This is a genomic window from Tranquillimonas alkanivorans, from assembly GCF_900115595.1.
GTDB classification, from domain to species: domain Bacteria; phylum Pseudomonadota; class Alphaproteobacteria; order Rhodobacterales; family Rhodobacteraceae; genus Tranquillimonas; species Tranquillimonas alkanivorans.
Genome location: NZ_FOXA01000051.1, coordinates 1 through 13547 on the forward strand (window position 1 = coordinate 1; position 13547 = coordinate 13547).

The following is a 13547-nucleotide window of genomic DNA, read 5'->3' on the forward strand; positions in this document are numbered from 1 at the left end:
AGCGGCGTCTCGGAGGCCGGCTTGATGATCACCGGGCAGCCGGCGGCCAGCGCCGGGGCGATCTTGCGCGTGCCCATGGCGGCGGGGTAGTTCCACGGCGTCACCAGCACGGCGATACCGGCGGGCTTGTGCTGCACCACGATGCGCGCCCCGGTCGAGGGGCCGCGGGTGATCATGCCGTCGGCGCGCACCGCTTCCTCGGCGAACCAGCGGAAAAACTCCGCCGCATAGGCGGCCTCGCCCCGCGCGTCCGCCCCGGCCTTGCCGTTCTCCAGCGTGATCAGGCGGGCGATCTCGTCCAGCCGCTCCGTCATCAGTTCCCACGCTTTTCGCAGCACCTCCGACCGCGCGCGCGGCGTGCGGCCGGCCCAGTCGGCGAAGGCGGCATGGGCGGCGTCGAGCGCGGCGTCTGCATCGGCGATCTCGGCCGAGGCGACCGAGGCCAGCACGGTCTCGTCCGCCGGATTGAGCACGTCGAACCGCGCGCCCTCGGCCCCTGCGCGCCAGGCGCCGTCGATCCAGAGGTCGGTGTTGAGGTCTTGTCCTGCTACTTTCAGCATGGGTGCATCTCCGGGTGTCAAAGCAGATGACGCAGCGGGTCCGCCAAGCGGCCCGCGAAGTCGTCTAGGCAGAGCAACGCCGCGTCGCCGTCCAGTGTCGAAGCTGGCGCGTCGAGCGCGGCGACCAGACCCTCGCCCTCGCGCGTCACGGTCAGGACCGGCACGGCGTCGCCCAGCGACGCGGTCTCGATCCGACTGGCCGTCAGGTCGCGCAGGATCAGCGCCGGTGCGCCGTCGTCGGCCGCCGCGATCTCGCCCAGGGGCGACAGGTCGGGATCGGCGAGCAGCCCGGACGCGGCAAGCGGCCGCTCATGCCGGATGAGCAATGCGCCAGCCTCGCCAGTCGCGAGCCTCAGCGAAGCGGCGGCGAAGGCGGCCAGCACGACGGGCCGGTCCGGCGCGGACCCGAGGGAGTCGGTCATCCATGTCTCGAAGTCCGCCAGCCCCGAGGAGGGCACGCGCGCGGTGAGCCGGTAGCGCGCACCGCCATCGGCCACGGGGGTCGGGCGCGCCTCGGCAAGGCGCTGAAGCTCGTCCAGGTCCGCGACGTGATAGGGCTGCGGGTGGCCCGCCTTCACCAGGAGCGAAAGGTCCAACCCCCGATCCCGCGCCAGCCGCTTTGCCTTGGGTGACGCAAGGAGGCGCCCCTCCGGCATCGGGGACACCGTGCCGTCCCGGGGCGCAGACGGGGAAGGCCTCCCCTGCGCCGCAGGCTCTTCACCACGCGGCGTTTCGTCCCGCGCTTCGACTTCTGCACCGGAGCTTCGTACTGCTGCGCCACCCGAAGCCGGCGCGCCTTCCCCGACGGACAGGTGCCGCGGCGATGCCGGCTCCTCGGCGGTGACGATGGCGATGACCTCGCCTACCGGGACCGCCTCGCCGTCCTTGCCGCGAAGCTCCGCCAGCCAGCCGTCGTGGCCGGCCTCGACCTCCATCGTCGCCTTGTCGGTCTCGACCTCGAGCAGAGGCTCGTCGGCACGCACCCGGTCGCCCGGCGCCTTGAGCCAGGCGACGATGGTTCCGGTGTCCTGCGCCATGCCAAGCGCCGGCATGATCACGGTCTTGCCCTTGGGCGGCGCCGGGGCGGCGGCTTCCTCCTCGGGCGTGTCCTTCGGCGCGGGCGGCGGGGCGTCGGCGGTCTCCGAGATCAGCGCGACCACGTCGCCCACCGGCACGCTCTGCCCCGCCGCCGCGCGGATCCCGGTGAGAAAGCCGTCAAAGGCGGCCTCGACCTCCATCGTGGCCTTGTCGGTCTCGACCTCCATCAGCGCCTCGCCGGTCTTCACCGCCTCGCCCTCGGACTTCAGCCACGAAACGATGACGCCGCTGTCCTGCGCCATGCCGAGCGCCGGCATGATGACCTCATGCGGCATCGGCCACCTCCCCCCGGCACAGCTGGCGGGCGCGGGCGGCGACGCCCTCGGGCGTCGGCACGGTCAGGTCCTCGAGCGCGGGCGAGAACGGCACCGGCACGTCCATCGCCCCCATCCGCGCCACCGGCGCGTCGAGGTAATAGAACGCCTTTTCGGCGATGCGCGCCGCGATCTCGGCGGTCACGCCGAAGCTCTGGTGACCCTCGTCCACCACGATTACGCGCGAGGTCTTGCGCACCGAGTCGAGGATCGTCGCCTCGTCGAGCGGGACGATGGTGCGCGGGTCGATCACCTCGGCCTCGATCCCCTCCTTCGCCAGCGCATCGGCGGCCTTGGTGCAGACCTGCACCATCGAAGACGTGGCGACGAGCGTGATGTCACGCCCCGGCCGGACCACGTTGGCCTCGCCGAATGGGATCAGGTACTCCTCCTCCGGCACCTGGGCCTTGTCCTGGTACATCAGCTTGTCCTCGAAGATCACGACCGGGTTGTCGTCCCGGATCGCCGTCTTCAGCAGGCCCTTCGCCTCGTATGCCGAGGACGGCAGCGCCACCTTCAGCCCCGGAATGTGCGCCACAAGCGCGTGCAGCGACTGCGAATGCTGCGCAGCCGAGCGGCGGGTCGCGCCGAGGTTCGTGCGCAGCACCATCGGCACCGTCAGCTTGCCGCCGGACATGTAATGCGTCTTGGCCGCCTGGTTGCACAACTGGTCCATCACCAGGAAGATGAAGTCGCCGAACATCAGGTCGACGATGGGGCGCGAGCCCGTCATCGCCGCCCCCACGGCCATGCCGACGAAGCCCGGCTCGCTGATCGGCGTGTCGATGACGCGTTCGGTGCCGAATTCCTCGACCAGGCCCGACAGCACCTTGAAGGGGGTACCGGCCTCGGCCACGTCCTCGCCCATCAGGAAGACAGCCGGGTCACGGCGCATCTCCTCGGCGATGCCCTCGTTCACGGCCTTCGACAGCGTGATTTCCCTCGTCATCGTCCCCTCCTCAGGCGCTCAGGGCGTGCGGAACGCCGGCATAGACGTGCATGTCGACCTCGGACGCATCCGGATAGGCCGCCTTTTCCGCATAGGCGACGGCCTCCTCGGCCTCCTTGCGCACGGTGTCGTTGATCCCGACCAGTTCATCGGCGGTGACGATCCTCTGCTCCTCCAGCCATTTGCCGAAGTTCACGATCGGGTCGCGCAGCGTCTTCCACTCCGCCTCCTCGTCCTTGGCCCGGTAATAGTCGCGGTTGATGTCGCCCACGTGGTGGCCGTGATAGCGATAGGTCTTCAGGTTCATGAAGAACGGCCCCTCGCCCTTGCGGCAGCGCGCGACCAGCTTCTGCGTCAGGTCGTTGACGGCGAGCACGTCCTGCCCGTCCACCTCGAAGCTCTCGATCCCGAAGGCCTCGGCCCGTGCGGTGATCGAACCCGCGGCGATCTCCTCGGTCTTGGTGTATTCCGAGTATCCGTTGTTCTCGCAGGCATAGATGACGGGCAGCTTCCACAGCGCCGCCATGTTCATCACCTCGTACCAGAGCCCCTGTGCCGTGGCCCCGTCGCCGAAGAAGCACACGGCGACGCGCCCCGTGCCCTGCAGCTTCGCCGTCAGCGCCGCGCCGGTGGCGATCCCCATCGAGCCGCCGACGATGGCGTTGGCCCCGAGGTTGCCGTGGTCCTGGTCGGCGATGTGCATCGAGCCGCCCTTGCCCCGGCAATAGCCCTCGGCCTTGCCCAGAAGCTCGCAGAACATCTGCTTGAACTCGGCCCCCTTGGCCACGCAGTGCCCGTGTCCGCGGTGGGTCGAGGTGATGCGGTCGTCGTCCTCCAGCGCCTCGCAGATGCCGACGGCCACCGCCTCCTGCCCGGAATACATGTGCGTCAGCCCCGGCATCTTCGCCGAGAGGTAAAGCTGGTTGGCGTTGTCCTCGAAGGCGCGGATGCGCACCATCTGGGTGTACATCCTGAGATAGTCTTCGGTGTTGGCCTTGGCCTGGCCCATATCGTCCCTCCCGCGGGTGCGCCCGATGCGCGACCCGCCCCATCTTCGGTCCTGAAATACCTCCGCCGGAGGCATCGCTCCGCAGGAGCGATCAGTAGCGGTGCGAGATCGGCAGTTCCTCGGCCGGGAACAGCGAGATCACCTCGCAGCCCTTGTCGGTCACCACGACCTCCTCCTCGATCCGCGCCGCCGAGTAGCCGTCCGCCGCCGGGCAATACGTCTCGAGCGCGAAGACCATGCCCGTCTGGATCTCCATCGGGTGGTCCAGGCTCACGACCCGGCTGATGATCGGCCGTTCGTGCAGCGCGAGCCCCAGCCCGTGGCCGAACTGCAGCCCGAAGGCCGACAGCTCGTCGGGGAAGCCGAATTCCTCGGCCTTGGGCCAGAGCTTCGCCACCGTGTCGGTGGTCACGCCCGGCTTGATCGCCTCGATCGCCGCATCCAGCCATTCGCGCGCCTTCACGTACGCGTCGTGCTGCACAGGGGTGGCGCGGCCGATATTGAAGGTCCGGTAATAACAGGTCCGGTAGCCTTGATAGCTTTGCAGGATGTCGAAGAACGCCTGGTCGCCGGGCCGGAAGTAGCGGTCGGTGAAGTTGTGCGGGTGCGGGTTGCAGCGCTCGCCCGAGATGGCGTTGATCGCCTCCACGTCGTCCGACCCCATCTCGTAGAGCATCTTGTTCGACATCGCGACGATGTCGGCCTCGCGCACGCCGGGCTTCAGCTCCTCGTATATCATGTGATAGACGCCATCGACCATCGTGGCCGCCTGGTTGAGAAGCTGGATTTCGTCCCAGTTCTTGATTTCGCGCGCCGACAGCATGATCTGCTGGCCGTCCACGACCTTCAGCCCGGCCTCCTGCAGCGCGAAGAACATCGCGGTCTCGGCATAGTCCACGCCCACCGGCATGTCGGCCATTCCGGCCTTGCGGATCAGCCCGGCGATTTCCTCGGCGTATTTCTTGATCAGGCCGAAGGATGGCGGGATCGTGCCGCGCATGCCGGTGACGCCGGCGAGGCAGCGGTCGGGATCGAGCCAGTCGCAATACTCGCGGTGATGCACGGCGGCCGAGCCGAAGTCCCAGACATAGGGCTCGTCGTCCCCGGCCAGCAGGCAGAAGCGGCACATCTTGTCCCGCTCCCACTCGCCGATCTTGGTGGCCGAGATGTAGCGGATGTTGTTGACGTCGAAGAGCAGCAGCGAGCCGCAGTCGGATTTCTTCAGCGCGTCCTTGGCGCGGCTCAGGCGGTAGCGGCGCAGGCGGTCGTGGTCCACGCGGCGCTCGAAGTCCACGGCGGTGTGGCCCCAGGCGGGAAGGTGCTTTTCCCATCGCCAGTTGGGGTCCATGTCGCCAGGCTGCAGGATGCGGGGGTTCAGGGCGTCTGTCATGTCGGGGCCTTGCGAAAAGGGGATCGGTCGGGCGCATTGCGCGCCCCGCTAAGTCATAAGGGCCGTGCGGGCCCGGCGATCACTGCATGATCATGCCGCCGTCGATCATGACGAGCTGGCCGGTCATGTAGTCGCTTTCGTCCGAGCACAGGAACGCGGCGGTGCCCTTCACGTCGTCGGGGTACGAGTACCGCTTCATCGTGATCATCGTCTTGGCGAGGTGGTCCATCGACTGGCCCTCCTGATCGAACATGCCGATCTCGACGAGGTCGCGGTCGAGCTGCTCCCACAACTCGGTGCGCACCACGCCGGGGCCGTAGCCGTTGACGGTGATCTTGTGCTCCCACAGCGCCTTGGCGCCGCCGATGATCAGGGCGAGCGAGCAGTATTTCGAGCAGGAATACGGGATCACGTCGAGGAACGCGGTGCGCGACACGATCGAGCCGACGTTGATGATCTTGTAGGGGTGATCCTCCATTGGCCCCTGCTTGATCATCTGCCGCGCGGCCTCCTGCATCCCCAGAAGCTGCCCCTTGGCGTTGATGTTCATGATCATGTCCCAGTTGTCCTCGTCGATGTCCATGAACATCCGGGGCTTGTTCACGCCGGCGTTGAGCAACGCGATGTTGATCGACCCGAACGCCTCGACCGTCTTGGCCACCGCGGCGGCGTTGTCCTCGCGCTCGGTCACGTCGAGCTTCAACGCCACCGCCTGTCCGTTTCCTTCCGCGTTGATGCGCTCGGCCACCTCGTTCACGCCATCGACGTTGACATCGCCCAGGCAGACGTTCGCGCCCTGGGCCGCGAAGTATTCGGCGTTGCAGGCGCCCATGCCCTGCGCGGCGCCGGTGATGAGTATGTTCTTGCCCTTCAGCCGTTCGCGGTCCATCGGGTCTCCTCCCTCTCAGGTCTCGTCGGTTTTCAGCGCGCGCTCGCACTTGGCCTGCGCGGCGCGGAGCGCGTCGCGCGGACGGGTGATCCCGCGCAGCATGTCGTGCAGCTCGTGGCCGCAGATGTTGATGATCCGGGTGATCTGCGGCACCGGAGGGCGCGGCCAGAACTGAAGCTCGTCGCGCCAGGACATCTCCTCGACGGCGTCGAAGAGCGGCGAGAGACGGCGCAGGTCCGGGTCGGCCCCGACCGAATATCGCGGCCAGGTCCGGCTGCCGTGCTCGACGTACAGCTTCTGCGCCTCCGGAGAGGTGAAGGCGATCAGCGCCTCCGCCGCATCCGCAAGTCGCTCCTTGGGAAGGTTCGCCGGGATGCCGAGGGCATCGCCCCCCACGGGCGCGATCGGCGCGCCGCCTCGCCCCGCCGGGTGAGGCAAATAGCCGGTGCGGCCACGCGCGGGCGAGTCCGGATCGCTTTCGAAATACGGTACGAGCAGGGTGTAGCCGTACGCCATCGCCACCTTGCCGGCGGCGTAGGGGCGGACCCGCTCGTACCAGGACATCGACAGGATGTCGGGCGGCGAGCACTCCATGAGCGCCATCAGGTATTCGGCAGCGGCGAGGGCGCCGTCGCTGTCGAGCATCGGGCGCAGGTCGCCCCGGTGCAGGCCGCTGGTGTCGAAGCCGCCGGCGATGCGGGGCAGGTCGAATACCGGCTGTCCGAAATCGGCGCAGGTCATCATGAACGTGTGGCCGAGCGCGGTGCCGCGCGCCGCGTTCCATGCGATGCCGTAGTGACCGGCGGCGGGATCGTGGAAGCGCCGGGCCGCACGAAGCACCGCGTCGGTCGTCGTCGGCGGCTCCAGCCCCGCCTCGGCGAACAGATCGCGGCGGTAGAGGAAAAGCTCGGGCGTGGTCTGACCGGGCACGGCATAGGGGCGGCCGCCCCAGTGCGTCGCCTGCCACCCGGCCGTATGGAAGTCGCCGGGGTCGAGCCGCTCGATATCCATCACCTCGTCCAGCGGCAGCAGCGCCCCGGTCTCGGCAAATTCTCCGACCCATGGCAGGTCGATCGCGATGATGTCGTAGAGAGAAGCGCGTCGCTCGGCGTTCTTCAGCCCCTCTTCGCGCAGCCGGTCGATCGAGAAGGCGCGCTGGCTGATCTTGCAACCGACCACCTGTTCGAACTGGCGCTTGAGGTTCTCCATCACCATGAAGGTCGGGTCGCCGTGGACCAGGATGCGCAGACCGCCCGGCAGGGTCAGCGGCTCGGGCAGGACCTGCGGCGGCTGGATCGAGTGGCCGGCCATGTAGGAGCCGCCGAAATAGTAGTCGCGCGCGCCGCTTCCCGGCGCGGCGAACTGCGCCTCTCCCAGCCGGCGGACGCGTCCGCAAAGGCGCGTCCAGCTTTCGATCATCGGCGCGCTGGGGTGCAGGGTGAAGCTTTTGCCGGTCTTGGTGCGCGGGCGGTACTCGATCAACCCCGCCGCGGTCATGTCCTGCATCCGCCGCACCGCCGTGGCATAGGGAACGCCCGCCGCGCCGGCCAGGGACGACGGCGTGACGGTCTTGCCTTCCAGGTGATTGCGGATCAGGTGCGTGGCCATGCTGAGATACGGGTTCGGCGCGTTCAGCTCGAACGCGGCGTCGAGCTCGGTGCGAAGGGTTTCGAGAAAGCCGATCGTCTGGAGAAGATCGGCGGGGTGTTCTTGAGCGGGCTGTCCTACCGGTTGGCGGGCCGCCCCGGCCCTGCTCTGCATGTTCATTCTGAATTTGTCTGTGTGGGTCATGGCGGCGTATCCCAAGGATGTCCAAATCGAGCAGCTGAAGAAGCTCAGATCTCGTCCATCGTGGATCAATTTTTATCCATTGTGGGTATATTCTGCGGCGTCCGATCTGGACGAATTGTCAATGCTGATGGTGTCCGTAACGTAAGCGGGCATCGATTCCCCCGCCCGGGAGGACGAGGCGGCGGGAAGGGATGAACATTCGACCCGGGAGGAACCTTCGATGACACCCAAGATGAAGACATGGATCGCCGGCACGACCGCGATGGCCGGCATCGCGCTCGCCGGGGGCGCCCTGGCACAGGACGACCCCGTGACCATCGGCATCACGCAGAACAATGTCGGCGTCGACAGCTATCAGACGACCTATGAGCAGGCCTTCGTGGATGCCGCGGCGGCCAACCCGAACGTCGAGACCGTGGTGCTGGACGCCGGCGGCGACGTGGCCCGCCAGATCGCGCAGATCCAGGACCTGATCCAGCAGCGCGTCGACGCCATCATCATCTGGCCCACGAACGGTAACGCCGTGGTCCCGGCCGTGCGCCAGGCGCACCAGGCGGGTATTCCGGTCGTCATCACCAATTCGAACATCGCCGAAGAGGGCATGGACTTCATCGCCGCCTTCTCGGGTCCCGACAACATCACGCAAGGCGCGTACTCTGCCGAACTGATGTGCGAGGCGCTCGCCGAAGAGGGCCAGGACCCCGCCGAGGCATCCGGGCAGATCGTGCAGATCAGTGGCCAGCCCGGCTACACCACCGCGATCGAGCGTCAGAAGGGCTTCGAGGATCGCCTGGCCGAGGCCTGCCCGGGTGTCGAGATCATGGAGACCCAGCCCGGTGACTGGAACCGCGAGAAGTCGCAGCGTGTCATGGAAGCCTTCCTGACCAAGTACGACACCATCGACGGTGTCTATTCGGGCGACGACAACATGGGCGTTGGCGCGCTCAACGCCGCGAAGGCCGCCGGCCGCGCGGACGAAATGGCCTTCATCGGCGCGACCAACTTCGCCGTCGGCTACGAGGCGATGGAACGAGGCGAATACTACGGCTCGATCTACCAGTCGCCGGTCGATGACGCCGAGGCCGCACTTCAGACCGCGCTCGACGTGCTGGCCGGCGAGGACGTGCCGAAGCTCAATTATTTCGAGACGCCGAAGATCACCCAGGAGAACATGACCGAGTTCTCGAAGCCGGTGTTCTGAGGCCCTCCCGGGCGCGCGGGCCGCTCGTGGCCCGCGCGTTCCTCCGGTGGCGGCTCCTGTCCCAGCGCAGCGCGCGAACGGCACGTGGCCGGCCCCGGCACTGCGGGCGTGAACGGTGCCTTGTGCACCCGACGCCCGGTCCCACGCAACGACCGAGGGAGGCCGGCTGATCCCGCCGGCGAGGGAGGAAGCCCATGGTGGCAGAAACGAAGCCCGAGGCGGGACGGCCCGCCCGCATCCGCAGGCGGACCGGCAGCAACGCCATGTCGGTGTTCGCCAAGCAAGGCATCCTGATCGCCTTCGCGCTGTTCATCGTCGGGTTCGCCATCTTCTCGGACCGCTTCCTGAGCGCCGAGAACCTGATGACCGTGATCCGGCAGAGCGCGATCATCGGCGTCATGGCCATCGGCGTGACGGTGGTGGTCATCGGCGGCAATCTCGACCTGAGCGTGGGCTCGATGCTGTCGTTCTCGACGGTGCTGGTGGTCGACCTGCACGACCAGATGGGTCCCGGGCTCGCCATCCTCGTGATGCTCGCCGCGACGCTCTGCCTCGGCGCGGTCAACGGGCTGCTGGTGGGCTACGCGCGGCTGAATTCGCTGATCGTCACGCTGGGGATGCTGTCGGCGATCCAGGGGCTCGTCCTGATCTATTCCGGCGGACAGAACGTCGATATCGTGAACCAGGAAAGCACGTGGTTCGCCATCTTTGGACGTGGCTACGTCTTCGGGATTGCGACGCCGATAGTGATCTTCCTGGTCTTCGCCCTCCTGGTTCACGTCCTGATGTCGTCGACGGCGTTCGGCCGCCGCGTCTATGCCGTCGGCGGCAATCCCACTGCGGCCGTCTTCAGCGGCATCCGCCGCAGCCGCGTCGTGTTCACGACCTACCTGATCTCGGCCTTCGCCACCGGCTGCGCCGCCGTCATCCTGGGCAGCCGGGTGATGGGATCGCAGAACAACGTGGGTCAGGGCTACGAGCTTCTGGTGCTGGCGGGCGTGATCCTCGGCGGCACGTCGCTGCTGGGCGGGTCGGGTAACGTGCTCAAGACCGTGGTGGGCGTGCTGATCCTGGGCTTCATCCAGAACGGCCTGCTGCTGATGGGCTTTGCCTATTACGTGCAGTGGCTCGTGACCTGGATCGTCATCATCCTGGCCGTCTGGCTGGACGTCGCCGCCAAGCGCGGCCGGCTGTTCTCGCCCATCGCCTGAGGGAGGCAGACATGAACAACGCGCTCACCTGGCTGTTGCGGAACCCGATCTGGGGCTTCGTGCTGCTGATCTTCGTCTTCTTCAGCGTCTCGAACGAGTTCTTCTTCGACCCGCAGAACTTCAAGAACATCCTGGTCCAGACCTCGACCATCGGGCTCATCGCGCTCGGCATGACGCTGGTGATGATCAACGGGAACATCGACCTGAGCGTCGGTGCGACGCTGGCGCTGGCCGCGTCTCTCGCAATCGACATCCAAGGGTGGGAGGTGTTCGCGTCCTGGGGCAGCTGGGCGATCCTGCCCGGCGTGCTCGCGGGCCTGTTGTCCGGCGTCCTTCTGGGCGCGCTGAACGGGTTCATCGTCTGGAAGACGGGCGTCGACGCCTTCATCGTGACGCTGGGCGCGATGCTGGGGGTGCGGGGCCTCGTCTTCATCTACACGCAGGAGCAGTCGTTCTTCGCGATGAATTTCGCCTATTCCGACTTCGGCGCGTCGAGCGTCGGACCCCTGCCCACGCTGGCCGTGCTGTTCCTTCTGTTCGCCCTGATCACGCACCTGCTGCTGTCGCGCACGGTGCACGGGCGCAATACCTACGCAGTGGGCGGCAACCGCGAGGCGGCGGTCAACGCGGGTATCCGTGTCGGTCCGCACATGCTGATCAACTTCGTCATCGTGGGGTTCTTCGCGGCCCTGGCCGGGATCACGCTGTCCACCCAGATGGGCGCCTCGACGCCGAACCTGGGCCGCGAGTACGAGCTCTGGACGATCACCGCCGTCGTGCTGGGCGGCACCAAGCTGTCCGGCGGATCGGGCACGATCATCGGCACGCTCGGCGGCGTGCTCGCCATCGGCATCCTTCGGAACGGCATGAACCTGATGCAGGTGCCCGCCTTCTACGTGCTGGTCATCCTCGGCACGATCCTGATCGCGGTGCTGTTCCTCGACAAGCAACTGACCCGCCGCGGCAAGGGGGAGCTTCGCACATGACCGACCAAACACCGGCCCTCCGGCTCGACGGCATCGTGAAGACCTTTCCCGGCGTGCGCGCGCTGGACGGGGTGAGCTTCGAGGTCCTGCCCGGCGAATGCCACGCGCTTCTGGGCGAAAACGGCGCGGGCAAGTCCACGCTGATGAAAGTGCTCGCCGGGATGCACCAGCCCGACGAGGGGCGCATCTTCATCGAGGAGCAGGAAGTTGTCCTGCCCACCCCGCTCGACGCCAAGGCCAAGGGCGTGGTGCTGATCCACCAGGAACTCAGCCTCGCCGAGGAAATGACGGCGGCCGAGAACATCTTCCTCGGCGAGTTGCCCCGCAAGCGCTTCGGCATGGTGGACTGGAAGACGCTCTTCGCCCGCGCGGGCGAGATCCTGAAAAAGCTCAACTGCGACTTCGGGCCCGAGACGAAGGTGTCGCGCCTGTCCATCGCGAAAAAGCAGATGGTCGAGATCGCGCGCGCCCTGACGGTGGACGCCAAGGCGGTGATCTTCGACGAGCCGACCGCGTCGCTGACGGACGCCGAGAAAGTCGTTTTGTTCGACATCATCCGCGACCTGAAGGCCGACGGCGTGGGCATCGTCTATATCAGCCACCGTATGGACGAGATCTTCACCATTTCGGACCGCCTGAGCGTCCTGCGCGATGGTGCCTACCGCGGAACGCTGGTGACGGCCGAGACCGACGAGGACGAGGTCACGCGCCTGATGATCGGCCGCAGCCTCGACTATTCCCGCAACGTGCAGCACGCCGAACTGGGCGACATCGCGCTCGAAGCGCGAAACCTCTCCTGTGACCCGCTGTTCCGCGACGTGAACTTTCACGTCCGGCAGGGCGAGGTGCTGGGCTTCTACGGGCTCGTCGGCGCTGGCCGGACCGAGATCGCCGAGACGCTCTTCGGCCTGCGGCATCCCTCCAGCGGGCAGATTCTGCTGGACAGAGAGGAGGTACACGTCGCCTCCCCCGCCGACGCTATCGCGCGCGGCATCTCGCTGGTGCCGGAAAGCCGCAAGGAGCAGGGACTGGTGCTGGGGATGAACTGCCGGGACAACATGACCCTGCCGCAGATCGGCGATCTGACCGCGGGGCCCTTCGTCGCCAACGGAGCCGAGATCGCGATTTACGACCAGTACCGCGACCGGCTCGAGATCAAGGCACCCTCCTGGCGCTCGATCGTCGGGAACCTGTCCGGGGGCAACCAGCAGAAGATCGTCATCGGCAAATGGCTCGCCATGAAGCCGCGCGTGCTGATCGTGGACGAACCCACGCGCGGCATCGACGTGGGCTCGAAATCCGAAATCCACAACCTGATCCGCGAACTCGCCCGCTCTGGATACGCCATCATCGTGATCTCGTCTGAGATGCCTGAGGTCCTGCACGTCTCCGACCGCATCGTCGCCATGTACCAAGGCCGCGTGATGCGCGAGTTCACGTCGGACGAAGTAACCGAGGACAACCTCGTGCAGGCAATCTCCGGCATCGGCGGCGAACGCGCGGCGTGACCGGTCCGGGCCTTGGCGTTCGGCCTCAGCAGGGCCGCCCGCGCATAGCTGACCATTTCGCGGCTGAGAACTGACGGCGTCCAAACACCGCCATGATAGGCATCACCGACTTGCGCGAGGTACTTGCGCCTGCTCAGGGCCGGGTCATGCGGATGTCCATCTCGTCGAAAAGGCGCTTGAAGTTCGCATGCAGATCCGCACGGCTCTGAGCGCCCATGAAGATTGCGCCAAGCTCATAGCTGTACTCGTCGTAGTGGTGATCTTCACCAAGCTGCATGCCTTCCTCGATATGCAGCTGGATCTCGGTGCCGGGGTACTGCTCCTCCAAGGCCTGTATCTCGGGCTTCGAGGGCGCATGGGTCACGATCTCATCGGCGGAGTGTCCGTACAGCCTCGGCATGAACTTTGCCGCGTACCGGAATGCGCCTTGCCGCGCCGGGTAGTCCGGCTTCCGCCCCAGCGCCACATCGATCATCACCTCCTTGTGGGGAACGCCCTCGACCTTGTCGAAGAGCGGACTGTGGGACTTGGAGATGCGGGCGTTGATCTCGAGGAGCGCCAGGCTGTCGTCGGCGGCATGATAGAAAAACTCCATGTTGAACGGCGTGTCGTCCAGCCCAATTTGTCCCAGAACCTTGGCC

Annotated in this window: 12 protein-coding genes; 4 read left to right on the forward strand and 8 right to left on the reverse strand. The window is 66.8% G+C overall.

Annotation, left to right across the window (positions count from 1 at the left end):
• The 7 genes from BM162_RS21520 to BM162_RS21550 form a co-directional block, all read right to left on the reverse strand.
• On the reverse strand, positions 1-560 hold a 560-nt coding region (locus BM162_RS21520), incomplete at its 3' end, for an aldehyde dehydrogenase family protein (RefSeq protein WP_143096283.1).
• Positions 561-577: 17 nt separating this feature from the next.
• On the reverse strand, positions 578-1933 hold the full coding sequence (locus tag BM162_RS21525) for a biotin/lipoyl-containing protein (RefSeq protein WP_093425850.1): 1356 nt from the start codon (positions 1931-1933) through the stop codon (positions 578-580).
• A complete protein-coding gene (locus tag BM162_RS21530; RefSeq protein ID WP_093425852.1) occupies positions 1923-2921 on the reverse strand; it encodes an alpha-ketoacid dehydrogenase subunit beta in 999 nt (332 codons plus the stop codon). Before BM162_RS21530 ends, BM162_RS21525 begins: the two co-directional genes overlap by 11 nt.
• Before the next feature lie 10 nt (positions 2922-2931).
• Positions 2932-3930, reverse strand: a complete 999-nt coding sequence (locus tag BM162_RS21535; protein WP_093425853.1) for a thiamine pyrophosphate-dependent dehydrogenase E1 component subunit alpha — start codon at positions 3928-3930, stop codon at positions 2932-2934.
• A gap of 91 nt (positions 3931-4021) precedes the next feature.
• Positions 4022-5320: a M24 family metallopeptidase gene (locus tag BM162_RS21540; protein ID WP_093425855.1), complete on the reverse strand. Its 1299-nt coding sequence runs from the start codon at positions 5318-5320 to the stop codon at positions 4022-4024.
• 79 nt (positions 5321-5399) lie between these two features.
• Positions 5400-6209, reverse strand: a complete 810-nt coding sequence (locus tag BM162_RS21545; protein WP_093425857.1) for an SDR family NAD(P)-dependent oxidoreductase — start codon at positions 6207-6209, stop codon at positions 5400-5402.
• A 15-nt stretch (positions 6210-6224) separates the two neighbouring features.
• The gene (locus tag BM162_RS21550; protein WP_093425862.1) at positions 6225-8000 is read right to left on the reverse strand and encodes an ABC transporter substrate-binding protein; all 1776 of its coding nucleotides are present in this window, start codon (positions 7998-8000) and stop codon (positions 6225-6227) included.
• Between the two features lie 220 nt (positions 8001-8220).
• On the opposite strand from BM162_RS21550, the gene BM162_RS21555 reads away from it, so the two are divergent.
• The 4 genes from BM162_RS21555 (at position 8221) to BM162_RS21570 (ending at position 12906) form a co-directional block, all read left to right on the forward strand.
• Positions 8221-9201, forward strand: a complete 981-nt coding sequence (locus BM162_RS21555; RefSeq protein WP_218153162.1) for a sugar ABC transporter substrate-binding protein — start codon at positions 8221-8223, stop codon at positions 9199-9201.
• Positions 9202-9464: 263 nt separating this feature from the next.
• Positions 9465-10412 (forward strand): ABC transporter permease, encoded by a 948-nt coding sequence (locus tag BM162_RS21560; RefSeq protein ID WP_093425865.1) that lies wholly within the window; start codon positions 9465-9467, stop codon positions 10410-10412.
• A gap of 11 nt (positions 10413-10423) precedes the next feature.
• Positions 10424-11398 (forward strand): ABC transporter permease, encoded by a 975-nt coding sequence (locus tag BM162_RS21565; protein ID WP_093425858.1) that lies wholly within the window; start codon positions 10424-10426, stop codon positions 11396-11398.
• The gene (locus tag BM162_RS21570; RefSeq protein ID WP_093425860.1) at positions 11395-12906 is read left to right on the forward strand and encodes a sugar ABC transporter ATP-binding protein; all 1512 of its coding nucleotides are present in this window, start codon (positions 11395-11397) and stop codon (positions 12904-12906) included. Before BM162_RS21565 ends, BM162_RS21570 begins: the two co-directional genes overlap by 4 nt.
• Before the next feature lie 133 nt (positions 12907-13039).
• Here the strand turns inward: BM162_RS21570 and BM162_RS21575 are convergent.
• Positions 13040-13547: ATP-binding protein (locus BM162_RS21575; protein WP_500691303.1), on the reverse strand; the 508-nt coding region annotated here is incomplete at its 5' end.